This window comes from Dechloromonas agitata is5, from assembly GCF_000519045.1.
In the GTDB taxonomy this organism is placed as follows: domain Bacteria; phylum Pseudomonadota; class Gammaproteobacteria; order Burkholderiales; family Rhodocyclaceae; genus Azonexus; species Azonexus agitatus.
In genome coordinates this window covers 1,197,439-1,223,033 of the sequence record NZ_KI912532.1, presented here as the reverse complement: position 1 = coordinate 1,223,033, position 25,595 = coordinate 1,197,439, and the positions used below count along the sequence as shown (strand labels likewise).

Annotated in this window: 24 protein-coding genes; 5 read left to right on the top strand and 19 right to left on the bottom strand. The window is 64.0% G+C overall.

All coding sequences use genetic code 11. The features are described from left to right. Positions 1 to 19: 19 nt before the first annotated feature. From K420_RS0106045 to K420_RS0106020, 6 genes are all read right to left on the bottom strand, one after another. Positions 20 to 301, bottom strand: a complete 282-nt coding sequence (locus K420_RS0106045; RefSeq protein WP_035854563.1) for a ComEA family DNA-binding protein — start codon at positions 299 to 301, stop codon at positions 20 to 22. A 114-nt stretch (positions 302 to 415) separates the two neighbouring features. Then, entirely contained in the window at positions 416 to 1,672 is a 1,257-nt protein-coding gene (locus tag K420_RS0106040) for a dihydroorotase (RefSeq protein WP_027457288.1), read from the bottom strand. 2 nt (positions 1,673 to 1,674) lie between these two features. Beyond that, complete coding sequence (locus tag K420_RS0106035) at positions 1,675 to 2,634, bottom strand: aspartate carbamoyltransferase catalytic subunit (RefSeq protein ID WP_027457287.1); 960 nt, start codon at positions 2,632 to 2,634, stop codon at positions 1,675 to 1,677. Continuing rightward, the gene (pyrR, locus tag K420_RS0106030; protein ID WP_027457286.1) at positions 2,627 to 3,136 is read right to left on the bottom strand and encodes a bifunctional pyr operon transcriptional regulator/uracil phosphoribosyltransferase PyrR; all 510 of its coding nucleotides are present in this window, start codon (positions 3,134 to 3,136) and stop codon (positions 2,627 to 2,629) included. Before pyrR ends, K420_RS0106035 begins: the two co-directional genes overlap by 8 nt. Beyond that, positions 3,108 to 3,560 carry a Holliday junction resolvase RuvX gene (ruvX, locus tag K420_RS0106025; protein WP_027457285.1) on the bottom strand — a complete coding sequence of 151 codons (453 nt, stop codon included), beginning with the start codon at positions 3,558 to 3,560 and terminating at the stop codon, positions 3,108 to 3,110. Before ruvX ends, pyrR begins: the two co-directional genes overlap by 29 nt. Further along, a complete protein-coding gene (locus K420_RS0106020) occupies positions 3,553 to 4,113 on the bottom strand; it encodes a YqgE/AlgH family protein (RefSeq protein ID WP_027457284.1) in 561 nt (186 codons plus the stop codon). The genes ruvX and K420_RS0106020 overlap by 8 nt, the downstream gene beginning before the upstream one ends. Positions 4,114 to 4,151: 38 nt before the next feature. Here K420_RS0106020 and K420_RS0106015 point away from each other — a divergent pair, with 38 nt between their 5' ends. Then, positions 4,152 to 5,564: a cryptochrome/photolyase family protein gene (locus tag K420_RS0106015; protein WP_027457283.1), complete on the top strand. Its 1,413-nt coding sequence runs from the start codon at positions 4,152 to 4,154 to the stop codon at positions 5,562 to 5,564. Positions 5,565 to 5,618: 54 nt separating this feature from the next. Here the strand turns inward: K420_RS0106015 and K420_RS0106010 are convergent, their stop codons facing one another. Genes K420_RS0106010 through K420_RS0105990 form a run of 5 tightly spaced genes read right to left on the bottom strand, consistent with a single transcriptional unit; the run spans position 5,619 to position 14,711 of the window. Continuing rightward, on the bottom strand, positions 5,619 to 11,267 hold the full coding sequence (locus tag K420_RS0106010; protein WP_027457282.1) for a hybrid sensor histidine kinase/response regulator: 5,649 nt from the start codon (positions 11,265 to 11,267) through the stop codon (positions 5,619 to 5,621). Positions 11,268 to 11,285: 18 nt separating this feature from the next. Then, positions 11,286 to 13,400, bottom strand: coding sequence for a methyl-accepting chemotaxis protein (locus K420_RS0106005; RefSeq protein WP_027457281.1), 2,115 nt, complete (start codon positions 13,398 to 13,400; stop codon positions 11,286 to 11,288). A gap of 37 nt (positions 13,401 to 13,437) precedes the next feature. Beyond that, positions 13,438 to 13,950: a chemotaxis protein CheW gene (locus K420_RS0106000; protein WP_027457280.1), complete on the bottom strand. Its 513-nt coding sequence runs from the start codon at positions 13,948 to 13,950 to the stop codon at positions 13,438 to 13,440. A gap of 3 nt (positions 13,951 to 13,953) precedes the next feature. Beyond that, complete coding sequence (locus K420_RS0105995) at positions 13,954 to 14,319, bottom strand: response regulator transcription factor (protein WP_027457279.1); 366 nt, start codon at positions 14,317 to 14,319, stop codon at positions 13,954 to 13,956. A gap of 17 nt (positions 14,320 to 14,336) precedes the next feature. Next, positions 14,337 to 14,711 carry a response regulator gene (locus K420_RS0105990; protein WP_051452973.1) on the bottom strand — a complete coding sequence of 125 codons (375 nt, stop codon included), beginning with the start codon at positions 14,709 to 14,711 and terminating at the stop codon, positions 14,337 to 14,339. 229 nt (positions 14,712 to 14,940) lie between these two features. Here K420_RS0105990 and thiD point away from each other — a divergent pair, with 229 nt between their 5' ends. Genes thiD through sugE form a run of 4 tightly spaced genes read left to right on the top strand, consistent with a single transcriptional unit; the run spans position 14,941 to position 18,038 of the window. Then, positions 14,941 to 15,801, top strand: a complete 861-nt coding sequence (gene thiD / locus K420_RS0105985) for a bifunctional hydroxymethylpyrimidine kinase/phosphomethylpyrimidine kinase (RefSeq protein WP_027457277.1) — start codon at positions 14,941 to 14,943, stop codon at positions 15,799 to 15,801. After that, positions 15,788 to 16,417, top strand: coding sequence for a thiamine phosphate synthase (gene thiE / locus K420_RS0105980; RefSeq protein ID WP_027457276.1), 630 nt, complete (start codon positions 15,788 to 15,790; stop codon positions 16,415 to 16,417). Before thiD ends, thiE begins: the two co-directional genes overlap by 14 nt. A 2-nt stretch (positions 16,418 to 16,419) precedes the next feature. Further along, a complete protein-coding gene (hemL, locus tag K420_RS0105975) occupies positions 16,420 to 17,703 on the top strand; it encodes a glutamate-1-semialdehyde 2,1-aminomutase (RefSeq protein ID WP_027457275.1) in 1,284 nt (427 codons plus the stop codon). Beyond that, positions 17,700 to 18,038 (top strand): quaternary ammonium compound efflux SMR transporter SugE, encoded by a 339-nt coding sequence (gene sugE / locus K420_RS0105970; RefSeq protein ID WP_088177831.1) that lies wholly within the window; start codon positions 17,700 to 17,702, stop codon positions 18,036 to 18,038. The genes hemL and sugE overlap by 4 nt, the downstream gene beginning before the upstream one ends. On the opposite strand, the gene mgtE is transcribed toward sugE, so the two are convergent. The 8 genes from mgtE to K420_RS20055 form a co-directional block, all read right to left on the bottom strand. Next, positions 18,030 to 19,472: a magnesium transporter gene (gene mgtE, locus K420_RS0105965; RefSeq protein WP_027457273.1), complete on the bottom strand. Its 1,443-nt coding sequence runs from the start codon at positions 19,470 to 19,472 to the stop codon at positions 18,030 to 18,032. The two genes, sugE and mgtE, sit on opposite strands and share 9 nt — an antisense overlap. A 94-nt stretch (positions 19,473 to 19,566) precedes the next feature. Further along, entirely contained in the window at positions 19,567 to 20,262 is a 696-nt protein-coding gene (gene mtgA, locus K420_RS0105960) for a monofunctional biosynthetic peptidoglycan transglycosylase (RefSeq protein WP_027457272.1), read from the bottom strand. Then, positions 20,259 to 21,083, bottom strand: a complete 825-nt coding sequence (gene aroE / locus K420_RS0105955) for a shikimate dehydrogenase (protein ID WP_027457271.1) — start codon at positions 21,081 to 21,083, stop codon at positions 20,259 to 20,261. The genes mtgA and aroE overlap by 4 nt, the downstream gene beginning before the upstream one ends. Positions 21,084 to 21,144: 61 nt before the next feature. Next, positions 21,145 to 22,038: a TonB family protein gene (locus K420_RS0105950; RefSeq protein ID WP_198293807.1), complete on the bottom strand. Its 894-nt coding sequence runs from the start codon at positions 22,036 to 22,038 to the stop codon at positions 21,145 to 21,147. Continuing rightward, a complete protein-coding gene (locus tag K420_RS0105945) occupies positions 22,035 to 23,936 on the bottom strand; it encodes a ribonuclease catalytic domain-containing protein (protein WP_027457269.1) in 1,902 nt (633 codons plus the stop codon). The genes K420_RS0105950 and K420_RS0105945 overlap by 4 nt, the downstream gene beginning before the upstream one ends. 7 nt (positions 23,937 to 23,943) lie before the next feature. After that, positions 23,944 to 24,513, bottom strand: a complete 570-nt coding sequence (locus K420_RS0105940; protein ID WP_198293806.1) for a YqiA/YcfP family alpha/beta fold hydrolase — start codon at positions 24,511 to 24,513, stop codon at positions 23,944 to 23,946. Beyond that, positions 24,498 to 25,322 carry an undecaprenyl-diphosphate phosphatase gene (locus K420_RS0105935; RefSeq protein WP_027457267.1) on the bottom strand — a complete coding sequence of 275 codons (825 nt, stop codon included), beginning with the start codon at positions 25,320 to 25,322 and terminating at the stop codon, positions 24,498 to 24,500. Before K420_RS0105935 ends, K420_RS0105940 begins: the two co-directional genes overlap by 16 nt. A gap of 33 nt (positions 25,323 to 25,355) precedes the next feature. Then, positions 25,356 to 25,595: a hypothetical protein gene (locus K420_RS20055; protein ID WP_084019574.1), complete on the bottom strand. Its 240-nt coding sequence runs from the start codon at positions 25,593 to 25,595 to the stop codon at positions 25,356 to 25,358.

Below are 25,595 nucleotides of genomic sequence, written 5' to 3'. Positions count from 1 at the left end.
TGCCACCCCCGAAGCGGGCTTATTTTTTCGCTGCCCCCTTGGCGCCGCCTTCGCCGACGGTCAGTTCGCCACGCAAGCGCGCCACGCTCTTCTCCCCGAATCCCTTGACGCCCTTCAGATCATCCACCGATTTGAAAGGACCATTCTTGCTGCGGTAATCAACAATGGCCTTGGCCTTGCTCGGGCCAATCCCCTTGACGCCGTCCAATTCCTCGACGGTGGCGGTATTCAGGTTGACTGTGGCATAGGCCAGGCTGATGCTGGAAAACAGGACAAGAATCAGGCTCAACAGACGTTTCATCGGGTGCTCCTCCTCAATGGAAAATTATCGGTTTGCAAAAGACAGCGGCCTCGCCGGACAGGCCGGCGAGGCCGCTTCATTTTAATGCAAACGGAATAAATTATTCCATGTGGATTATTGCTGTGCCTGGTAGACCATCCGTCCACCGACCAGCGTCGCCCTGACCTGGCCGCTCATCATGTAACCCTGCCAGGGGGAGTTCTTGCCGCGACTCTTCAGGGCCTCCGGTGCCAGTTGCCAGGTCGCCGCCGGATCGAAGACGCAAATATCGGCATTCGTGCCGACCGCCAGGCTGCCTGCCGACGAACCGAGAACCCGGGCAGGCATGGCGGTGATGCGGGCCAGCGCGGTCGGCAGGTCGACCTGTGCTGCCTCGGCCCATTTCAGGGTTAGCGGCAACAGCACCTCAAGGCCGGTGGCGCCCGGCTTGGCTTCGCCAAAAGGCAGCAGCTTGTCGTCGGCACCAACCGGCGTGTGGTCGGAGCAGATGGCAGCCCAGCCGGCGGCAACGGAATCCGACAAGGCCTGACGATCTTCCTGGGCACGCAGCGGCGGGCAGAAACGGGCGTGCGGATTGAAGTATCCGATATCGTTTTCGGTGAGCAGCAGGTGATGCACGCCAACGTCGCAGGTGATCGGCAGCCCGTCGTGCTGGGCGCGATGCACCAGTTGCATGCCGGCGGCCGACGAGATGCGGGTCAGATGCACGCGACAGCCGGTGATCCGCACCAACTGGATGATGGTGCCGATGGCAATGGTTTCGGCGGCAACCGGGATGCCGGCCAGACCAAGACGGCTGGCCACTTCGCCCTCGTGCGCGATGCCGTTGCGTGACAGCCAGTAATCCTGCGGCTGCAGCCAGACGGCAAAATCAAAAGTGGCGGCGTATTCCATGGCGCGCAGCAGCGCTTCAGTATCGACCACCGGCTTGTTGGCCTGCGAAAAGGCCACGCAGCCGGCCTTCTTCAAGCCGGCCAGTTCGGCCAGACGCTCGCCCTTGAGGCCGAGCGTCAGGGCGCCGAGCGGCAACACGCGGGCCTTGCCGATTTCATCGCCGCGATGTACCAGGCGGTCGGCCAACTCCGGTTCGTCGAGCGGGGGATCGGCATCCGGCGGCACGACGACGGAAGTCACGCCGCCGGCAACAGCCGCCGCCAGCTCGGCTTCGATGGAATTGAGGCGGGCGCCGAGGTCGATCAGGCCGGGGCAGACGACACAGCCGGTCGCATCGATGGTCTGATCGGCGACAAAGCCGGCCGGCGTCGCCCCCATGCCGATGACCGTGCCTTCGGCCACGAACAGGGAGGTGTGGTGCTGGTCGACCCCGTGCTTCGGATCAATGACGCGGCCGTTCTTGATTTCGATATTCATGTTCAGTTCCCCGCAACGATGCTCATGACGGCCATGCGAACCGCAATGCCGAAGGTGACCTGCGGCAGGATCACCGCTTGCGCGCCATCGGCCACGGCGGAATGGATTTCGACCCCCCGGTTCATCGGCCCCGGGTGCATCACGATGGCGTCCGGCTTGGCCAGCGCCAGTTTTTGCGGCGTCAGGCCGTAGTGGCGGAAGTATTCGCCGGCCGAGGGCAGCAGGGCGCCGTTCATGCGCTCGTTCTGCAGGCGCAGCATGATGATCACGTCGCAATCCTTGAGGCCTTCGTTCATGTCGTGGAAGACATGCACGCCGAGCTTGTCCATGTACTTCGGCAACAGCGTTTCCGGGCCGATGGCGCGCACTTCCGGGACGCCGAGCGTGGTCAGCGCATGGATGTCGGAGCGGGCGACGCGGGAGTGCAGGATGTCACCGACAATGGCCACCCGCAGTTGCGTGAAGTCCTTCTTGTAGTGACGGATGGTGTACATGTCGAGCAGGCCCTGCGTCGGGTGGGCGTGCCGGCCATCGCCGGCATTGACGACGTGGATGTCGTCGCGGCCGGTACGCTGCAGGTGCTCGGCGATCAGGTAGGGCGCCCCGCTCGACGCATGGCGCACAACGAACAGGTTGGCGTGCATGGCGCACAGGTTGTCGATGGTATCGAGCAAGGTCTCGCCCTTGGCCGTCGACGACTTGTTGATGTCGAGATTGATGACATCGGCGCTCAGCCGCTTGGCGGCGATTTCGAAGGTGGTGCGGGTGCGCGTCGAGTTCTCGAAAAACAGGTTGAAGACGCTCTTGCCGCGCAGCAGCGGCACCTTCTTGACCTCGCGCGCCGAGACTTCCATGAAGGACTCGGCGGTATCGAGAATCTGGTTCAGGATGGCCTTGGGCAGGCCTTCGATGGACAGCAGATGGGCGAGTTCGCCGTGCTTGTTCAACTGCGGGTTATGCATGTTCCAGCCTCCAGGCGAGTTGAGCGTCATCCTTGCGTTCGAGTACCAGGCTCTGGCCGTCGTCAAGCGTTACATCCCAGATGCCGTAGGTCGCCGCCACCGGCAGTTCGCGCCCGCCACGGTCGGCCAGCACGGCCAGTTCGACCGCAGCCGGGCGACCATAGTCGAACAGTTCGTTGATCGCCGCCCGCGTCGTGCGGCCGGTGTAGAGCACGTCATCGACCAGGATGATGTGGCGGCCTTCAACATCGAAGGGAATCACGGTCGGCCGGCACTGCGGATGCAAGCCCTTCTCGGAAAAATCGTCCCGGTAGAAGGAAACATCGATCAGGCCGACCTCCTCGGTCAGGCCGAGCAGGTCCTTCAGGCGCTCGGCAATCCAGGCGCCGCCGCTGTAGATGCCGACCAGCGCCGGGTTCTTCGAGAGTTGCCGGCGAATCAGGTCGGCCAGCTGGCGACACTGCGCCTCGGCATCAGGCAGAGGATTGGGTAGGGGTGACATGCTGCGCGCTTTCGAACCAGGTTTGAAGGATGAGTTGCGCCGCCACCGCATCAAGCAGCGGTTTGGCGGATTTGCTGTTGCGACCGGTTTCCCGCAGGCGGGCCTCGGCGTCGAGCGAGGTCAGGCGTTCGTCGGCGTAGGAAACCGGCAGATTGAAACGTCGAACCAGGCGCTCGCCGAACTTGCTGGCCAGGCGGGTCATTTCGTGGGGTGTGCCATCGGCGTGGGTCGGCAGGCCGACGACCAGGCGTTCCGGCTGCCATTCGTCAATCAGCTTGCCGATGGCCGCAAAGCGGTCGTCGTTCGACTCGGCGTGGATAACGGTCAGCGGATGAGCGCTGCCGAGCAGGGTTTCGCCGGTGGCAACGCCAATGCGCTTTTCGCCAAAGTCGAAGGCTAGGACCGTACCCACGGGGTCAGGCATGCCCCGCGACGTCGGAGAGCTGGGTGAAGCTGACGCCCAGCTTCTGCATGGCCGCCGGCAGGCGCTCTTCCGGCGGCAATTCGAAGAGGATGCTGGCCTTGGCCGGCACCGTCAGCCAGGAATTCTGGGCCAGTTCCTCTTCCAGCTGGCCGGCGTCCCAGCCGGCGTAGCCGAGCGAGACGATGATTTCGGAAGGCAGGCCCTCCTTGCCGACCGAAGCCAGCACATCACGCGAGCTGGTCAGCCCGACATCGCCATTGATCGCCAGTGTCGATTGCCAGTGACCCACCGGCCGATGCAGCACAAAGCCGCGGTCGAGCTGGATCGGGCCGCCGAAATAGACGGGCAGGTCGGCCAGTTGCCCGGCCTCCAGCTTGATGTCGATCTTTTCAAGCAAGCCGGCCAGGTTCAGGTCGATCGGCCGATTGACGATGATGCCCAAGGCCCCGTTCTCGTTGTGCTCGCAAATATAGACGAGCGCATTCGAGAAATAGGGGTCTTCCAGGGTCGGCATGGCAATCAGGAAGTGGTCGGTCAGGTTGACGTTGTCCATGGGGCGAATTTTAATCGCCGGGGAGGTACAAACCAACCATGAACCCAGAAAAAGCCCTCGTCTGGTTCCGCCGCGACCTGCGCGACCACGACCACGCCGCCCTCAGCGCGGCACTCAGCAACGCCGGCCAGGTTTACTGCGCTTTCGTCTTCGATACCGACATCCTGGATGCGCTACCCAGCCGCCAGGACCGGCGGGTGCATTTCATCCGCGAATCGCTGGCCGAGCTCGATACGGCACTGCGCGCCCGGGGCGGCGGTCTGATCGTCCGCCTCGGCCGGGCCGGCGAGGTGATTCCCGGGCTTGCGCGCGAGCTCGGGGTGGCCAGCGTCTACGCCAATCGCGACTACGAACCCGCCGCCAAGACCCGCGATATCGCCGTGGCCGAGAGCTTGCGGGCGCAGGGCATCGCCTTCCACACGCGGAAGGACCAGGCCATTTTCGATGGCGATGAGGTGCTGACCCAGGCCGGCAAGCCGTTTTCCGTCTTCACGCCTTACAAGAACGCCTGGCTGAAGCGCCTGACTGCCACCGACACCGCCGAATGGCAATGCCAGGGAGCCTTCGCACCCGGCCCTGCCGAAGGCATCCCGCCCCTGGAACAAATCGGCTTCATGCCGACCGACCTCGACACAATCGGCATCCAGCCCGGCATGTCCGGCGCCCGAGCGCTATGGGACGCATTCCGAGCCGGACGCCTGGCCCGCTATGCCGCCCTGCGCGACTATCCGGCCATCAAGGGCGTCTCTTACCTGTCCGTTCATCTGCGATTCGGGACGATTTCGATCCGCGAGCTGGCCCGTGCCGCACTGGCCGATGAGTCGCACGCCTGGCTGAACGAGCTGATCTGGCGCGATTTCTACTTCATGATTCTCGACCATTTCCCTCGGGTCGTCGGCCATGCCTTTAAGCCGGAATACGATGCCATCCGCTGGGCCGAACGCCCCGACTGGCTGGCCGCCTGGCAGCAAGGGCGCACCGGCTACCCGCTGGTCGATGCGGCGATGCGCCAGCTCAACTACAGCGGCTGGATGCACAACCGCCTGCGCATGGTTGTCGCTAGTTTCCTGACCAAGGATCTCGGCCTCGACTGGCGCCTCGGCGAGCGCTACTTTGCCGACCAGCTGAACGATTTCGACCTGTCGGCCAACAACGGCGGCTGGCAGTGGGCATCTTCCAGCGGTTGTGATGCACAGCCCTATTTCCGCATTTTCAACCCGATCACCCAGTCGGAAAAATTCGACCCGGACGGCAAGTTCATCCGCCGCTATGTGCCCGAACTGGCGGCCGTGCCGAACAAGTACATCCATGCCCCGTGGCTGATGGGGCGCCTCGAACAGGAGGCGATCGGCGTCGTCATCGGCCGCGACTATCCGGGGCCCATCGTCGATCATACCCAGGCCAGGGAGGAAACCCTGGCCCGTTACGCGGTGGTCAAGAAAACCGGCTGACCGTCAACGGACAATCCCGCCGCAGCGGGATTGTCCGGGAGGCAGACAACGCGCTCAATGCGCCTGACGATGCCGGGTGTAACCGCTGACCAGTTCAAGTAGTTCGACTTCGTCGTACGGCTTGCCAAGGTAGTGATTGGCACCGATCTCCAGCGCGTAGTTGCGGTGCTTGTCGGCTGTCCGCGACGTGATCATGATGATCGGCAAGCCACGCAGGCGCTCGTCGGCGCGAATGTTGCGCACCAGGTCGAAGCCATCCATGCGCGGCATTTCGATATCGGACAGGATGACGTCCGGCATCACCTCGCTCAACTGCTCCAGCGCATCGACGCCATCCTTGGCCAGCACGACCTGATAGCCCTCGCGCATCAGCAGGCGGCTGGTGATCTTGCGCACGGTCAGCGAATCGTCGACCACCATCACCGTCGGCAGGTTTTCCATTTCGCTTGCCACCGGCTCCGGTGCCACCGGAATCGCCGACTGCACGCTGACGCTGACCACTGGCGCCCGACTGGCCAGGGCCACCGGGTTGAGGATCAGCACCACCTTGCCGTCACCGAGTACGGTTGCCCCGGCTATACCGACCACCCGCGACATCTGGGCGCCGATATTCTTGACGACGACTTCCTGGTTTCCTTTCAGTTCGTCGACCAGCACGGCGACCCGTTGCGAGCCGGAGCGGAGCAACAGGACCCAGTACTGGCGATGGGCTTCAGGCAGTGCCTCGGCGTCGCCGAGCAGGTGCGGCAGGAAGTGGAAGGGGTAGCGATTGCCCTGCCACTCGACCTCGCCCTTGTCGCGGATCGCGGCCAGCGCCTTATCCTTCATCTCCATGACCTGTTCGATCATGGCTGACGGAATGGCGTATACCGAACTACCGACACGAGTCAGCAGGGTCTGCGTCACAGCCAGGGTGAGTGGCAGGTAGAGGCGGAACGTGGTGCCCCTGCCGGCTTCGGAAACGATTTCGATACGGCCGCCGAGTTCGCCGACTTCCGTCTTCACCACGTCCATACCGACACCGCGTCCGGCGAGTTGGGTCAGTTCGGTGGCCGTCGAGAAACCGGGCTGGAAGATGAAATCGAAGAGCGCCGCCTCGTCGATCGTCTGCCCCGGCTGCAACAGCCCCATGGCTTCGGCCCGGGCCCGGATACGCCCGGCGTCGAGACCCTTACCGTCGTCGGACATCGACAGAATGATTTCATTGCCTTCCTGGACCAGCCTGACGGTGATTTCACCGACTTCCGGCTTGCCCATCGCGACACGGTAGTCACGATCCTCGATACCGTGTGCCACGGCATTGCGCAGCATGTGCTCGATCGGGGCCAGCATCTTGTCGAGCACCGAACGGTCGATATCGACCTGGCCGCCGATGATGTCGAGGTTGGCCCGCTTGCCCAGTTCCTTGGCTGTCTGGCGGACGATACGATACAGGCGCTCGGTCTGGCTGGCGAAGGGCAGCATGCGCACCCCCATCAGCTCCTGTTGCAGACTACGGTTCAGGCGAGACTGGGCAAGGATCGCCGCATTGGCATCATCCAGGCTCTTCAACAGGTTCTGCTGCACCGTCGCCACGTCGTTCACCGACTCGGCCATGAAACGGGTCAGTTCCTGGAAGCGGGTGAAGCGATCCAGTTCCAGCGGGTCGAAATCCACTTCGCCGCCCGGCGTGTGCGCCACCTTGGCCTGGATTTGCGTTTCAGCCTGAATTTCGATTTCGCGCAATTGGCGGCGCAGACGAATGACGTTCTCGGTCAGTTCGAGCAGCGAGCCCTTCAGGCTGCGCATTTCACCTTCGATCCGCGTCCGGGCGATGGACAACTCGCCGGCCTCATTGACCAGGCGGTCAATCAGATCGGCTCGTACCCGCAGCGTCGCCCGCTGGCCGGCCGCATCGCTTTCCGCCTCGGGCTCGGTCGCCGCCGGCTGGGCAGTTGGTACGGCACCCGGGGCAGGAGTTTCTGGCACGGTCAGCGCAACGGCCGGCTCAGCAACAGCCAGCTCCTGCGGCCCCTCGCGCAAGCGCTCGACGGCCTGGGCCAGCATGTCGCAACCGGACTCGATCTCCTCGATAAAACCGGTCGATGCCGAACCGGCACGCATGGCTTCCTCGACGCGCGCTTCCAGCAGGTGGGTCGCTTCGCCCAGGTTCATAGCACCGGCCATCCGTGCGCTGCCCTTGAAGGTGTGCAACAGGCGGGCAATGGCCTGCGCTGCCGCGCCACTCGACGGATCGCCGCGCCAGGCGCGGAGCTGGATGGTCAGGTCGCGCGTCAGGTCGGCCGCTTCTTCGAGGAAGATAGGCAGCAGTTGCTCGTCGAGTTCGTCGGTCAGTTGCGGCAGGGCCGGCGCCGAGGCAGCCGGAGCAGCGGGCGCAGCCACCGGCTCGGGCGGCTCGGCGCTGGCGACTGCAACACCCGGCAAGGGGATGATTTCGGCACTGATCGGCGGCAACACCTCCTCTATAACCGGGGCCGGCGGGAAGACATCATCCAGGGCGGCGATCAGTTGCATCTGCTCGACCGGGGCTTCCTGACGAGCCAGGCAGTCGAACATATCCTCAAGCGTGATGATGCTCTGGCGAACGGTCTCGATCCCCTCGATGCTCGCTGGCTGAGCCGAGCCATCCCGGCGCAGCAGGGCATGTTCGAGCGCCAGGGCGAGATGATGGATCGGCATCAGGCCGACGGTCGCGGCAATTCCGGCCAGCGTGTGGGCAGCCCGCGTCATGGCGAAGGTGGTCGGCCCGCTCGGGTCGGCTTCCAGCACGCCATAGCTCTCGACCAGGGTCTGCAGATGGCCACGCGCCTCTTCGCGGAAAATATCGTACAGCGTCGGCGAGGCGGTAACGCTCGGCGGCACTGCAAGTTCCAACGATTCGTCAGCGGGCGCAACGGCTTCCACAGCCTCAACAACCTCGAGCGCTTCCTCTTGGGCCGGCATCGGCTCCTCTGCCTCTGCCTCTGCCTCTGCCTCTGCCTCTGCCTCTGCCTCTGCCTCTGCCTCGGGTTCGGGTTCGGGTTCGGGTTCGGGTTCGACAACCGGCTCGGCAGTCAATGCCAACGGCTGATCAGGGAAGGAGAGTTCAATGTCGTCGATGCCGGGCAGTGCGGTCTCGACGGCCGGCTTCTCAGTTCTGACGGATGCAATGGCATCGGGCACCAGCGGCTCGGCCAGCGTGATCTCTTCCAGAAACGGTTCGCCAACCGGCTCGATGGCGGGAACGGGCGGTTCGCTCAACACCGGGGCTGGCACAGCAGCGACCGGCGCGACTAACGGTTCGACACCCCGCAGGCGTCCGGCCAGGGCAATGATGGCCGATGCGTCCGGCACCAGTCCCTGACCGCTTTCGAGATGATGCACCCAGGCCGAGAACAAAGTGTGCTCGTCCTCGATCAACTGCATCAACTCCGGCGTAGCCCACTGGTCCTGGCGCAACCACAGGTTGAGGGTCTGTTCCAGTTCCCAGGCAGTCTCCCCGAGTTCAGTCAGGCCGACCATGCGGCCGCTACCTTTCAGGGTATGGGTGTTGCGACGAATGGTGGTGAGCGCCTCGACATTGTGCGGATCGGCCTCCAGTACCGCCAGTTGTTCGCCCATGGTGTCCAGTACCTCGTGGGCTTCTTCGAGGAAGATGGCAAGCAGTTCCGCGTCGATCTCTTCGTGCGAAGCCTCGGCCAGTTGCTGGGTTTCAGCGGAAGGTTGCGGGACTTCCGGCTCCTGCGGCTTGAGGGCGGCAAGGGTGGCATCGATCTGTTCCGCCCCCATATCGCCGGCCTTCAGGGCTTCGAGTGCGGCCTTGGCGCTTTGTCCGAGTTCATGGTTAGCGACCAGATCGGCATCCTGCTGGATGGCCTTGAGGTTCTGCTTGAGTTCTTCCTGCAGGCGCTCATCCTGCGGTGCTTCCTTAAGGGCTTCGACCAGCGCCTGGGTATCGCGCGCCTGACGGGCCAGTTCGCTCTCGACACTGAGTGCCGACTCCTGGGCGGTCAGTCCTTCCTCGGTTGCCGCTTCCAAATTCTGGCCTTGCAAGCGGGCAACAAAGGCGTCGAAATCGGATTCACCGCTGGGTAAGGCGTCAACGAAGAAACCCAGGGTAGACAACTGGTTGGCGATTTCCTCGAAAGCTTCCGGTGTATGAGTTGCGCCGGGTTGGGCCAACTGATGGATACGTTCAGTGCAGGCGTTGACGCTGGATACGGCGCCGAGGTGGCCCAACATGGCGAGGGCGCCCGCCGTTTGCTTCAGCGGGCCATCGAGTACGGATAGATCATGTTCCCCGGCCGGTTCGCGGAAATAGGCGTCAAGCACCTGCTCGACCTGAGCCAGATTGTTCTGGATCTCCCGGGCTACCTGGCTGATCAGCAGTTTTTCCTGGGCCCGACGGGTCATCTCGTCGAGCAAGGGCACGGCAGCGTCAACAGCTGGCTTGCCGGCGATACAGGCATACAGGCGGGCTACCATGTGATCCACCTGCTGCGCGAAATCGGTACCCAGACGCTTGAAACCCTCCTGGGCGTTCTGCAGCAGCAGAATGGCGGTCGCCACCTCCATCGCGACCGTATCGCCAAAGCGGGCGGCATCCTCAACCAACCAGTTGACGATGGCAGCCAGCCCCTGCCCCAATCGCTTGAGGTCGGTCTGGCCGATTTCCTCGGTCATTGCGGCAATCGCGCGCGCCTGCTCGGCAAACACGGACAAAGCTGCCGTGCTACCGGACGAGCAGATACGGTTCCATTGATCCTCGACGCTGGCCAGCGCTTCACGCAGGCGACGCAGCACGGCATCCTGCGGCAGCACGCTGGCGACGGTCTCGTTTGCCGGCAACTGGGCAGACAGTCCAAAAGTTGATTTGACCTGCGCCACCACGCCACCCGCGTCGGAACTAGCCTGGGCAACGTGATACAGGGCCTCGCGCATCAGGCGCTCGGTCAGACTGCTCGAACCTTCGAGCAAACGGCGAATCTGCTGATCGATGCGGGCACTGACCTGGCGGACTGAACCGTCGGCATTGACCGCCGGGTCTTTCAGGGCCTCGATGAAGGCCAGCGCTGTCCACCAGAAAGAGCGGGCAGCAGGCGACTCCTGGGTAGCCTCAATGCCGGTCAGTGCATCGCGCATCAGCTGCCAGCCGGTTTCTGCCTGCTCCGGCTTGGTCAGCCAGAGCAGGAGGCCTTTCTGGTAACGGGCACGTTCACTTTTGAGCACCTGGCGCAACGCGTCAGAACTCAGACGGGGGGCGGCAGTAGCCCGCTTGGGCGGGCGCAGGGTGAGATCCGGGAAGAAGAGGTCGCTCGCCCTTGCCGTCGAGATGCCGCGCACCCTGGCCAGTTCAAGATAGACCGGCATCAACCGCAAGGGCTGATTGGGCTCGCCAGCCATCAGTTCATCGAGGTAGCTCCGGACCCCGGCCATGGTATGCCGAACGGCTGCAACGACATCATCATCGACTGCCGTACGCCCTTCTTCGAGAGCGCCCAGCAGGGCCTCGAGCGATTCGGTAACCTGGGTAATGCCATCCAGGCTGACAATGGACAGCGCGCCATGCACCTGATGCACATGGGTGCGGCAAAACTTGAGCCGGGTGAGATCGGCCTCGGCGACATACTGGCCAAAAGCCTCTTCCGCCCGCTCCAGTGCCTGGTCAATCTCGCCCTTGACCCAGGTCAGGGGGCCCAAATCGAATTCGGTTGCCGCGTTCATAGTCTCTCGCGTTATGCGTCAATCCACCTTGAAGCCGGCGACGGAACCTTTCAGTTCGGAAGCCAGTGCGGTCAGTTCATCGACAGCCTCGGCGGTACGCTGCGTACCGGCTGTGGTTTGTTCGGTAACGTGCAGGATGTCCTGCATCAGATGCGCCACCTGGCTGGCCGAATCGGCCTGGCTCTGCGTCGAATTGGAAATATCCTGAATCAGGTCGGCCAGATCGCGCGACACCTGGCCAATCTCGGACAGCGCCTGGCCGGCGGCGTCGGAGAGCTTGGCTCCCTCGACCACCCCGCGGGTCGATTGCTCCATGGCGGACACCGCATCCTGCGTGTCGGTCTGAATGGTCTTCACAATCGCTGCGATCTGCTTCGTTGCTTCCGCCGAACGTTCAGCCAGTCGCTGCACTTCCTCGGCCACCACCGTGAAGCCGCGCCCTGCGTCACCCGCCGAGGCCGCCTGGATGGCGGCGTTCAGGGCGAGAACGTTGGTCTGCTCGGTAATGTCCGAAATCAGTTCCACAATTTCACCGATCTCCTGCGAACTCTCACCGAGGCGCTTGATTCGCTTCGAGGTTTCCTGGATCTGGTTACGGATTTCGTTCATGCCCTTGATCGAGTCCTCCACGGCCTGCGCACCCTTTTCGGCAGCCATCAGGGACTGGCGGGCAACCTGGGCGGACTGCGTGGCGTTGCTCGACACTTCGGTCATCGAGCGGGCCATATCAAGCGCGGATTGGCCGGCTTCCTTGATCTCGGCCGACTGGCGCTCGGCAGCCTCAAGCAGTTGCGCGGAGTTCAGGCGGGCGATTTCAGTCGCCGTGGTCACCCGGTTCGCCGCATCGTTGATCCGGCCGACCAGCACGCGGAGTTCTTCAATGGTGTAGTTGATCGAGTCGGCGATGGCACCAGTAATGTTTTCGCTCACGGTGGCCGTCACCGTCAGGTCGCCGTCGGCGAGGTCGCCCAGTTCATTCATCAGACGCAAAATGGCGTCCTGGTTGTCGCGGTTGGTCTGGTCGGCCGCCTGGCGCTGATCTTCGGCAGCCCGGGCGCGGCGCGCGGTATCGTCAAGGTAGATCTTGGCAAGCAGGGCCAGCGTCGCGACGGCGGCAACGACCAGCACGACGAGAAGAACGATGAAGACGCCACGCCCGGCGCCGCCCTCCTGATAAGCCTGCGCCAGGCTGTCGGTGGCCTTGAGCAAGTCCTCGCTACCACGGAAGATGCGTGAACCGGCCTGCTTGGAAAGAACCAGCGGCTGCATGTTGCCCAGAATGCTCGAAATGGCGCCCTGATACTCCTTGAAGGCCCCCTCCAGCTCTTCCAGCTTGGCTCGCGTATCGGCATCGCCGCCTGCCTTGCTCAGGCCGGACAGGATGTCGCGGAAGGCGTTGGTGTCCTTGCCGAGCAGGAAGGCCACTTCCGGATTGATTTCGTCGCCGACCAACAGGGCCGAGGCATTTTTGGCGATCCGCTGCGTCAGCATCACGAGCTGGTTGGCATTGGCGATATCGCGGGCGCTGGCGCCGGTCTGAAGCTTCAAGGTGGCGACCTGCTCGGTCAATTCGAGCATGGCGGCGTTGTTGTTGTCGATGGTCGCGACGTTCTTGCCCAGCGCGATCAGGTTCTTCTCCTGGCCGATCACCGTTTCGGCATTCTTGTCGGTCGGCTCCCACAGCTTGGTCAGTTCGTCGAGCTGCGGGCGCACGCCGTCCGGCGAGGCCGGCACGCTGGCACCACCGACTTCGCCGCCTTCGCTCAGGGTCTGCAACAATTTGCCGAAAGTTTCCCGCGAATCCTTCAACTGCGCGAAGGCAGCCGGGTTACCCTGCACGGCCAGCGAGGAGGCTTTGGCCAGACGCTGGGAAAGCATTCGCATCTCGCCTGAGGCGGCGACATAGGCCGTGTTGTTGGCCGATTCGCGGTTGTCGCTGAAGACGAGGACAGCGATGAGCAGCAGGAGGACGACGAAGATGCCGCCCAAGGTCTTCATCTGCTGGACAACCGGCTGCCCGGACAGGAAAGAAGGCAAGGCCTGCTTGGCCGGCGCCATGTCGGCGGAAACGGTCATCGGGGCGCCGGTGTTGTCGGCGCCGCCCACTTTCGGAAACTTGAAGCTAAAAGCCATGGAACTCCTCCGCGAGGGGTGGGGCTGGCACCCTCGATCAAACCCCGATATTCATGAAATCCTGGTCGGCCAGCAATTCGCGGACCGACAACTTGCGCCAAATTTTCCCCTGCGTATCGGCAAAACGCTGCTGCCCCCAAAGCGGCATCACGCCGTCAGGAGTTTCCGGCGTGAAATCTTCCGGCCGCTTCAGGCCAAGCATGCGCGAGACGAGCAGGGCGGCGTTGGTGCCATAACGGGAGCCAATCAGCAACAGGCGCGAATTGGCATTCTGGACAATGGGCTGGCCACCACGGAAAACCGAAAAATCGGTAACGGCATACAGATTGCCGCGAATGTTGGCGACCCCGACAAACCATGGGCGGGTCAAGGGGACCGGCGTCAACTGCGTAGTCTGGACGACCTCGCCCCCATCGGACAGATCGACCAGCCAGGCCTCACCGCCTGCCTCGACACCGAGCCAGGAGGCAGCCCCCTTGCCCATCGCCGCCTGGCTGAGGCGGGCCGCCAGGTACTCCTGGAAATCGCGCAGACTGGTCTTGCGGGCCATGTGCTATGGCAGCGCCGCAATGCGTTGCAACAACTCCTCCGGATTCAGGGGCTTGACCAGATAATCGATAGCCCCCTGGCGCAAGCCCCAGATCTTGTCGGTTTCCTGCCCCTTGGAGGTGCAGACGATGATCGGGATGGACTTGGTCTCCTCGTCGCGGGTCAGGGTTCGCGTCGCCTGGTAGCCATTCAGGCCGGGCATCACGACATCCATCAGGATCAGATCGGGCTTGGTGGCCTTGGCCTTGGCGATGCCTTCCTCACCGCTTTCAGCCGTGGTGACCAGATAGCCAGCCTTGGTCAGCAGGTCCACGGTAAAAAAACGTTCAGTGGGCGAATCATCAACGACGAGAATGTTCTTGACGGGCATTTCTGTTGTTTCCTGAGCTACGAATTGGCTGCCGTTTCAGCCGGCAGCGCGAAGGCGGCCACCGTTTGCAGCAGACTGTCTTTGGTGAAGGGTTTGGTGAGGTACTGGTCGGAACCGACCATGCGACCGCGCGCCCGGTCGAACAGGCCGTCCTTGGAGGACAACATGATGACCGGCGTGGACTTGAAGCGGGCGTTCTTCTTGATTAGGGAGCAGGTCTGGTAGCCGTCGAGGCGCGGCATCATGATGTCGCAGAAGATGACGTTCGGCTGATGATCGGCAATCTTGGCCAGCGCATCGAAACCGTCTTCGGCCAGCACAACCTGGCAGCCGGCCTGGACGAGAAAAATCTCGGCGCTGCGCCGTATCGTGTTGCTGTCGTCAATAACCATTACCTTGACGCCACGCAGTCTCGACAAATCAGTCAATTTACCTGTCCCCTCGGCCTCTTCGGGAGGCGCTCAAACTATCGCCGCATCATACTACGGAAGTAAGGCCGGGAATCAAATGCGGCAACACTGTCATAGCAATCCGCGGACGGCTTCGGCAACCAGCAGATTCGGATAAAATCCGGGCCATCTTACCCAATTCCATTCGCGTCCGCCAAGGATGCGAAACGCAATGAACAGCACCCCCAACCCGCCCTGCCCGCCCCTGGTCCTCGTCTTTGCTGCCAGCGACCCGTCATCCGGTGCCGGCGTCCAGGCCGACCTGCTGACCCTGGCCAGCCTGGGCTGCCACCCGCTCACCGCGATCACCGCCATCACCGTGCAGGACACCGTTGGCGTGCAGAGCATCCAGGCGCTCAGCGCCGAACTGGTCGAACAGCAGGCACGCACCATCCTCGAGGACATGCCGGTCGCCGCCTTCAAGATCGGGGTACTGGGCAGCGTCGAGAACGTGCTGGCGGTGGCCGAGATTGTCTCCGACTACCCGGACATTCCGCTCATTCTCGACCCGGTGCTCGCCTCCGGTCGCGGCGACGAGTTGTCGGGCGAGGAGATCATCTCCGCCATGCGCGAGATGCTGCTGCCGCAAACCACGCTGATCGTCCCGAATGCTCCCGAGGCCCGCCGGCTGGCCGAAAGCGACGAGGATGAAAGCGAACCGTCGATCGACGTCTGTGCCCAGCGCCTGATCGAGATGGGTGCCCAGTACGTGCTGATCACCGGCACGCACGAAAGCACACCGCAAGTTATCAACACGCTGTACGGCCCGGAGGGCGTGCTGCGCCGCGACGAGTGGGAACGCCTGCCGGGCAGCTACCACGGCTCCGGCTGCACCTTGGCCTCCGCCATCACCGGCTGCATTGCTGGCGGCGCGAATGTTGATGACGCGGTGCGCGATGCCCAGGACTACACCTGGCAGACCCTGAAGAATGGCTTCCGGGCCGGTATGGGGCAATTCATCCCCGACCGTTTCTTCTGGGCCCGCAACGACGACGAAAGCAGCGAGGACAAGGCAGCCGATGGCAAGGAATGATCTGCGCGGCCTCTACGCCATCACGCCTGACTGCGCCGATGGCGAACGCCTGCTGGCCGACGTCGGCGCGGCACTGGCCGGCGGTTGCCGCATCGTGCAATACCGCGACAAGATCAGCCCGAAACCGGAGCAGGTGCGCCGCGCCAGCGCCTTGCGCGCCCTGACCAGGCAATATGGCGCCCGCTTGCTGATCAACGACGACCTTGCGCTGACCACCTTGGTCGACGCCGACGGGGTCCATCTCGGCCAGGACGACGGCAATCTGCTCGCCGCCCGTGCCATCCTCGGCCCGGAACGGATTCTCGGCGCCTCGTGCTATGCCGATTTATCGCTGGCCCACGCCGCCCAAGCGGCGGGCGCCGACTATGTCGCTTTTGGTGCGGTATATCCGTCACCCACCAAGCCGCATGCCGCCCGCGCCGAACCCGGGCTGTTCGCCGAGGCCCGGCAGGAACTCGGCGTAGCGACCTGCGCCATCGGCGGCATCACGCTCGACAACGCACCACCGCTGATTGCCGCCGGTGCCGACCTGCTCGCCGTCATCACCGACCTTTTTTCGGCGCCCGACATCGCTGCCCGCGCCGCTGCCTACCAACGCCTTTTCGAGAAAGCCTGACCATGACTTCACGTAACGAAGAACTCTTTGCCCGCGCCCAGAAACACATCCCGGGCGGCGTCAATTCGCCGGTGCGCGCCTTCCGCTCGGTCGGCGGCACGCCGCTGTTCTTCCAGAAGGGCGTTGGCGCCAAGGTGCAGGATGCTGACGGCAAGTGGTACACCGACTACGTCGGCTCCTGGGGGCCGATGATCCTCGGCCACGCCCACCCCGAGGTGATTGCCGCCGTGCAGGCGGCCGTGGTCGACGGCCTGTCGTTCGGCGCGCCGACCGAGCGCGAGGTTGAAATCGCCGATCTGCTGTGCGACATGGTGCCATCGCTGGACATGGTGCGCCTGGTCTCCTCCGGCACCGAGGCGACAATGAGTGCCATCCGCCTGGCCCGCGGTTACACGGGGCGTGACATCCTGGTCAAGTTCGAAGGCTGCTACCACGGCCACGCCGACAGCCTGCTGGTCAAGGCGGGTTCCGGCCTGCTCACCTTCGGCAACCCGTCGTCCGGCGGCGTCCCGGCCGGCACCGCCGAAACGACCATGGTGCTGACCTACAACGATCCACAGGGCTTGGCCGAGGCGTTCAAGACGCACGGCGACAAGATCGCCGCCGTGATCGTCGAGCCGGTCGTCGGTAACATGAACCTGATCGCTCCAACCGCCGAATTCCTCAAGGCCATGCGCGACCTGACGGCACAATATGGCGCCGTGCTGATTTTCGACGAAGTGATGACCGGCTTCCGCGTCGGCCTGCAGAGCGCCCAGGGCCTGTTCGGCATCACCCCCGACCTGTCCACCTTCGGCAAGGTGGTGGGCGGCGGTATGCCGATGGGGGCCTTCGGCGGCAAGCGCGCGATCATGGAAAAGATCGCCCCGCTCGGCCCGGTCTATCAGGCCGGCACCCTGTCCGGCAACCCGATCGCCACCGCCGCCGGCCTCGCTACGCTGAAGCTGATTCAGGCCCCCGGCTTCTACGAGTCGCTGACCGCGAAGACCAAGGCGCTGTGCGATGGCCTGGTCGGCGCCGCGAAAAAGCACGGCGTCCTCTTCTCGGCCCAGAACATCGGAGGCATGTTCGGCCTCTACTTCGCCGAAGCCTGCCCGTCTACCTACGATGCCGTACTGGCTTGCGACAAGGAAGCCTTCAACCGCTTCTTCCACGCCATGATCGCCGCCGGCCACTATTTTGCGCCTTCCGCTTTCGAGGCTGGTTTCGTCTCGGCCGCCCATACGGAGGCGGACATCGCCGGCACCATCGCCGCGGCTGATGCCTGGTTTGCGGCGCAAAAATGAGTAGCGGACTGGCCTGGCTGATCCTGTTCATCGCCGGCCTGTGCGAGGTCGGCTGGGCGGTCGGCCTCAAATACACCGAGGGCTTCAGCCGCCTGCTGCCCTCGGCGCTGACGCTGGCCGCCATGGCACTCAGCGTCGTGTTGCTCGGCTGGTCACTGAAGGTACTGCCACTGGGCACCGCCTACGCGGTATGGACGGGTATCGGCGCCGTCGGTACGGCGATTCTCGGCATCTTCCTGTTCGGCGAATCGCGCGAGGCGCTACGTTTCGTCTGCATCGGCCTGATCGTGGCCGGCATCGTCGGGCTCAAGCTGGTGACGCCCGACTCACATTAGGAACAGCGTCGCCAGGCCGAGGAAGATGAAGAAACCACCGGAGTCGGTCAGCGCGGTGATCATGACCGAGCCGCCGACGGCGGGGTCGGCACCGAACTTCTGACGGAGCAGCGGAATGCCGACGCCGGCCGAGGCGGCCAGCAGGAGATTGAGGGTCATCGCCGCCGTCATCACCACACCCAGCGCGACACTGCCGTAGAGCCACCAGGCGGCAATGCCGAGCAGGCCGCCCCAGATCACGCCATTGATGCTGGCCACACCGAGTTCTTTGCGCAACAGGCGGCGCATCGCATCCGGCTGGACCTGGCCCATGGCGATGGCACGCACGATCATCGTGATGGTCTGATTGCCGGAATTGCCGCCGATGCCGGCGACGATAGGCATCAGCGCGGCGAGGGCGACCAGCTTTTCGATGGAATCCTCGAAGGCACCGATGACGCGGGATGCGACGAAGGCGGTGATCAGGTTGATCGCCAGCCAGGACCAGCGGTTCTTCACCGAATCCCAGACCGAGGCGAAGATGTCTTCCTCCTCGCGCAGACCGGCGTTGGCCAACTGCTCATGCTCGGCCTCTTCGCGGATGTAGTCGACCACCTCGTTAACGGTCACGCGGCCGACCAGCTTGCCCTCCGGATCGACCACCGGCGCCGACACCAGGTCGTAGCGCTCGAAGGCCTTGGCAGCTTCTTCGGCCAGGTCGTCGGGCTCCAGCTCGACGAAATCGGTCTGCATCAGGCTGCCGACCTCGACGTCCACTTCGTTGACCAGCAGAATGTTGAGCGGCAACACCCCCTTCAGGTGCTCGTCGCGATCCACCACAAACAACTGGTCGGTATGGTCAGGCAATTCATCGAAGCGGCGCAGGTAGCGCAACACGACTTCGAGTGTGACATCCTCGCGCACGGTGACCATGTCGAAGTCCATGATCGAGCCGACCGAATCCTCGGGATAGGACATCGCTGCGCGCAACTGCTCGCGCTCATCAACCGACAGGCCGCGAAACACGTCGTCGATAACCCCCTGCGGCAAGTCGGGGGCCAGGTCGGCCAGCTCGTCGGCATCGAGCGTTTCGGCGGCGGCGACCAGCTCGGTGCGCTCCATCGACTCGATGAGGCTCTCGCGGACGGCATCGGAAACCTCAAGCAGCACCTCGCCTTCGAGTTCCGGATTGACCAGCCCCCAGACGATCAGGCGCTCGTCGGTCGGCAGGGCCTCCAGCACATAGGCGATGTCGGCCGGGTGCATCGGGTCCAGCTTGTCGCGCAGCTCGTGCAGATGCTGCTTGTGCACGACCTCTTCGACGAGGTCGTGGCGGGGCCCTTCCTGCCGGTGGACCAGCTCTTCGACCAGCTTGTGCCGGGCGAGCAGGGTCTGCACCTCGGCGAGGCGCTCCTGCAAGTCTTCGGTATCGGTCAGCTGGGCTTCTTCGCTCATGGTGCAGCGCCGCAAAAGGTGTGCCATTTTAGCACTGCCCCCCTGACCGGAATCCTACAAAATCACTGCGGAAAACCCCTAGGCGAGGGAAATTTCACGGCACCTCGGCACTCGGCATGCGGCCGAGAATGATCGCCGTCTTGCGCCCCAAGCCGGGGGCATTGCGATGCCGGTCGTAGTAGCGCGGATTGGGCACCATGCCGGCCAGTCGGGCCGCCTGCTCGGGGCCAAGCTGGGCAGCACTGGTGTTGTAATAGTGGCGCGCAGCCGCTTCGGCGCCAAACACGCCATTACCCCACTCGATCACATTCAGGTAAACCTCGAAAATGCGCCGCTTGCTCCACAGGTTCTCCAGCATCAGCGTAATGATCGCCTCCTCCACCTTGCGGACATAGGACCGGGTTGGCGTCAGGAAGAGGTTCTTGGCGAGCTGCTGGCTGATGGTCGACCCGCCGGCGACGGCACGCCCCTTCTTCTGGTTCTTTTCGAGCGCCTTCTGCATGCCTTCCCAGTCGAAGCCTTCATGATCGACGAACTTGGCGTCTTCCGCCGCGATGATCGCCCGCTTCAGGTGGATCGAAATACGCTCATAGGGCACCCACTGCTGCTGCCATTCGGCCTGCGGGTTCTTCTGACGCAACTCGGCCAGCCGGATTTCCATGAACCGGGTCTGACCGGGATTGACCCAGCTCCACAGCAGCACCCAACCGAGCAGCCACAGCTGCCAGAGCAGGAAGAGCCCGGCGACGGCCAGCACGACCCATTTGAGCCAGTGGCCCAGCTGCTTCATACCGCCAGTTGGGCGCGCAAGCCGGCGAGTACCGCCCCGGTCGCCGGACGCACGCCGCGCCAGACGAAGAAGGCCTCGGCCGCCTGCTCTACCAGCATGCCGAGCCCGTCGGCACAACGCGCCGCGCCCTGCTCGCGGGCCAGTCGCAGGAAGGGCGTTTCGCCCTTGCCGTACATCATGTCGTAGGCCAGGCTGTCGGGGGCGAACAAGCCGGCCGGCAGGGGCAGGCTGGCGCCGGAGAGACTGGCCGAGGTGGCATTGATCACCACGTCGTAGGAGAGGCCGGCGAAATCTGCGAAGCAGCCGGCACGAAGACCCGCCAGATCGCCGAATACCGCCGCCAGTTCGGCCGCCTTGCTCGCCGTGCGGTTGGCGATATCGAGACAGGCCGGCTCTTCGGCCAGAATCGGCGCGATGACGCCGCGCGCCGCACCGCCCGCTCCGAGCAGCAGGGTGCGCTTGCCGGCGAGCGAGAGCCCAAGATTGCGGGTCATGTCGCCGACCAATCCGGCGCCATCGGTGTTGTCGCCGACAATTTCACCGCCGGCAAAGCTCAGCGTATTGACCGCCCCGGCCCGTGCCGCACGCTCCGACAGGCGACTGGCCAGACGACAGGCTTCTTCCTTGAAGGGCACGGTCACGTTTGCCCCCTTGCCACCCAGCCGGATGAATTCAGCCACCGCGCCGGCAAAATCGTCGAGTGGCGCCAGCCGGGCTTCGTAGATCAGATCCTGCCCGGTGGCAGCGGCGAAGGCGGCATGAATGGCCGGCGACTTGGAGTGGGCGATCGGGTTGCCGAAAACGGCGTACAGGTCGGACATGGCTGGGCTGCGTGGAGAGGTGGGCAAAACGGCACCAAGGCTAGCACGGCGGAGCCGAGGCCTATTTGCTGATACCGGTGTTCAGGGCATCGCCCTGCGTGAAATACCAGGTGCGGGCAAAAGACAGGACGGTAGCGCCGCCCAGCCCGGCTGCCGGGATCGGGCCGAAGGGGGCCGACATGCGCAGGATGCGCAGGGCCGCCTGATCAAGCACCTTGTGGCCGGACGACTTTGAAATCTCGGCGTTGTACAGGCTGCCGTCCTCGGCCCGCAGTTCGACGAACAGGACGACGGCGCCATACAGTTTGCCCCGCGCCTCTTCCGGGTAATTGAGGGTGCCGATGCGCTCGATCTTCTGCTTCCAGGCATCGAGATAGGCGGCGAGGGCGTACTCCTCAGTGCGCGCCCCGACAAACTTCTTGCGCGGCTTCTTGCTGTATTCGTCAGCCGTCTTGGCGATCTCGCCCTCCAGACGGGCCATCGCACGAGCCGTTTCGGCGAGGTCGAAACCGCTGACGCTGGGCACTGGCGCCGGCTGCTCGCTCTGCGTCGTGTCGGAGGCGACGTGGCGCAGGCTCTTGGCCTGGGTCAGCAGTTTCTGCTGGGCCGACTCGAGTTCCTGCACCCGGCGCTGCATCTGCTGCACATCGTTGCCTTCGGTCTGGCGCTGGGTTGGCGGCAAGGGGGTCTTGGCACGGCGATTTTCATCGACATTGCCCCCCCCATCAAGGTTGGCCTGCGCCAGGGCCTGCGCGTCGTGCGGCTTGCGCGCCGATTTGGCATTGACCAGGATGATGTCGAGCGCCCGCTCTCGCATCACCTGCGAGGCATCTGGAAAAGTGAAGTGCAGCATCAGCAGCAAGCCGTGGAACAGCACGGACGCGGCAATAGCCAACCACAGCCGGCGATCCTGCTCGGCGGCTCGCAACTGGCGCGGGCTGGCAGCGTGCGTCACGCCTCGTCCTCCTCCACGGCCTCCGCCGGATTGGCCTCACCCAGCAATCGGACGAATCGGCAGGTCAGCTCGGGGGCCAGCAGGTCGATGCTGTCGATCGCCAAATGCACGCGCTGCCCCGGCGGCAGGTCGCCCGGCAAGGACGGCACGCGCAGCAGAAGCGGCAGATGGTCGAGCTTGACCAGCTGCTCGCGGCGCACGGTGGCATCGATCTCGCTCACCCCGTGCTGCTGCAGCCAGCGCAGGCACCAGTAGCGCTCCATCAGGCGCTGGAAGTCGGCGTAGGCACCGTAGGTGATCTCGAAATCGCGCATCGCGGCAAACAGTTCGGCCGATTTCTGCGCAAAGGACGGTGTTTCGCCGCGCAGGCAGGCGATCAACTGCCATTGGTTGACCAGGTCGCAGTAACGGCGGAGCGGCGAGGTCATCCAGGCGTATTGCGGCACGCCGAGCCCCTCGTGCGGCAACGGCGAGGTGGTCATGCGCACCTTGCCCTGCGTCTGAGCCCGGTACAGGCAGGCGATGTTCTTCTCGGCAAGCAGGCCGCCCCAGGTCGAATTGGCGACGATCATCAACTCGGCAACCAGCTTGTCGAGCGGGCTGCCGCGCTTGCGCTCGCTGATTTCGACAGTGCACGCTTCCGGGTCGGCCAGGTCGCCGATGATGGCGAAGTTGTAGTCGTTCACGCCCTGCACGGCGGAGGGCTTGCCGCGCCGGCCTTCGCAGGCATTGGCGAAATGCCACAGGTGGAGCAGCTCGCGGGCGAAGGGCTGGTCGGGCAGCACGCCGCCAACGGTCTGCTCGTTGAACCAGGGCTCGACTTCGTGATGCCGCAGGTTGGCGGCGATATGCACCCGCTCCAGCCGCGACTCGTGGCCGAGGATCTCGAGCGAGTCACTGACCGTCAGGTAGATCGACACAGCCGGGCAATCGACGCCGCCGGCCAGCGTGTAGTTCTGCACCACGGCATCGGGCAGCATGGTGATCTTGTTGCCCGGCATGTAAACGGTGGACAGGCGGGCCCGCGCGACGCCGTCGAGCGGCGAGCCGTGCGCGATAGCCAGGCCGGGCGCCGCAATGTGGATGCCGATGCGGCTGCCGATGCCGGGCAGCCAGGTGACCGACAGGGCATCGTCAATTTCGGTGGTGTGCGCATCGTCGATCGAGAAGGCGCGAACCTCGGCCTTCGGCAGATCCGCCGGCAGCCCGGGCGTTTCCACAGCGGGGAAGCCGACCCCCTTGGGAAATTGTTCGTGCAGGAAGCGCTTGTAGTGCAGGTGGTAGGCCGACTTGATGGCGCCGCACTTGAAGAGCAACTGGGCGGCGGTCAGGCCGGTTTCGGCACAGGCCGTCTCGAAGGCCTTGGTTTCCGGCTTGTTGCGGTCCGGCGCGTAGAGCAGGGCATCGGTCAGCGCACCGATTTCCGGCGGCAGGCGGAATTCCCTGAGTTCGCTTATCCAGCCCTCGATGGCGAGCGCTTGCTGACGCTTCTTTTCAAGACTGGCCAGAGCAGCTGCGAGAATGTCGGCAGGCGCCTTGCGGAAGCGGCCCTTGCCTTTGCGGTGGAAATAGACGGGGGCGGCATGCAGGGCAAGCAGCACCGCCGTCGCTTCGACCGGGGCGGGGTCGTGTCCGTAGTAATCACGGGCAAAATCCAGAAACGAAAATTCGCCATCGCTGACACACTCCCACAGGAAATCCGCCTCGATCTCTTCGGCCAGTGGCGTCGCCTGCTCGAGCAGGGTGCCGGCCGAAGGTTTCTCGAAACGCAACAACACAGTTGCGGACTTGATCTTGCTGCGCTTGCCGGAAGGCATTTCGACCTGCAACGAGCTGTCGTTGTCGGCCATGATGCTGCCTGCCTTGAAGCCGCCATCTTCTTCAAACAATACGTTCATCGGCGGATTATAGCCCGGCAAATTCAATGAGTTGCGCTACGAATTCTGGAAATTGCGTGAAGCTGTGATCGCCGCCGGGCAGCACGGTTTGCCGACAGCCGGCGTAGAAGTCGAGCGCCTGCCGGTAATCGAGCACCTCGTCGCCCGCTTCGAGCATCAGCCAGTAGCGATCCGGCGTGGGCCGGCGTACCTGCGCCTGGAGTTGCGCGGCATGGGCGGCCGTGAAGGTGAAGTGTTCGCCGGTATGAAAATTGGTGTGGTCGCCGACAAACAGGCCGAGATCGAGCGCCGCGACGATCGCCGGGTTGATCAGCGCCGCCCGCAGATCGTGCTTTTCGGCCAAATGGTTGGCGTAATGCCCGCCGAGCGACGAGCCAACCAGCACGACCGGCCCGCTTGCCTGCCCGATCAGGTCCTCAACACAGGCCACCGCCTCATCCGGCACCGGCGACAGGGGCGGGCAGACGAACTGCACCCCCAGGCCGCGCCGCGCCATCTCTTCAGCCAGCAGCCGGGATTTCCAGGACGCGGGCGAAGAGCAGAAGCCGTGCAGGTAGACGATCAGTGGGCGGTCCATTGCACCCAGCCGAAATGCGCGGTGGTCAGCACGACGATGCCGAAGACGATGCGATACCAGGCGAAGGGTACGAAATCATGGCTGGAAATGAAGCGCAACAGCCAGCGCACGCACAGGAAAGCCGAAATGAAGGCCGAGACGAAGCCGACAGCCCACATGCCGATATCATCGACACTGAGCAGCGCCCGCTCCTTGTAGAGCTGATACACGGTCGCCACCCCCAGCGTCGGAATGGCGAGGAAGAAGGAAAACTCGGTGGCCGCCTTGCGCGACAGGCCGAACAGCAGGCCGCCGATGATCGTCGCGCCGGAACGCGAGGTCCCGGGGATCAACGCAAACGCCTGCGCGATACCGAGCTTCAGCGCATCGACAATATTCATCTCTTCGACCGTCTGGATGCGAATCTTGTGCTCGCGCCGCTCCGCCCACAGGATGACCAAGGCACCGACGATAAAGGTTGTCGCCACGGCAATCGGGTTGAACAGGTTGGCCTTGATCGCCTTGCCGAAGGCCAGGCCAAGGATGGCGAGCGGTAGGAAGGCGACGAACAGGTTGAGGATGAATTTCTGCGCCGCCGGATCGCTCGTCGCGCCGCGTGCCACCTTGAGCAGGCGCTCACGATATTCCCAGACGACGGCCAGGATGGCACCCGACTGGATGACGATCTCGAACAGCTTGCCGCGATCGTCGTTGAAATCGAGCAGATCGCCGGCCAGGATCAGGTGGCCGGTCGACGAAATGGGCAGGAATTCAGTCAGCCCCTCGACGATGCCGAGAATGAGCGCCTTGAGCAGGAGTATCGGGTCCATGGAATGCGGCCAGGTTGGGGAGGCCGCATTCTACTATCCCGGCCGGGTAAGCGCTTCGAGCGCGCCCAGCCAGTGCAACGCCGCCTCCCGGGTGCTACCGCACATGTCGGGTGCCGGCTGCAAGCCGGAGCAGCAGGCCGGGCGCTCCGGACGGCCGAACAGGCGGCAACGCAAATCCGCATCGAGATGCCGGCAAGGCACCCCGGCCGGCTTGTCCAGCGAAGAAATCGAGGGGGCAATGCAACAGGCGCCACAACCCGGACGACACTCCAT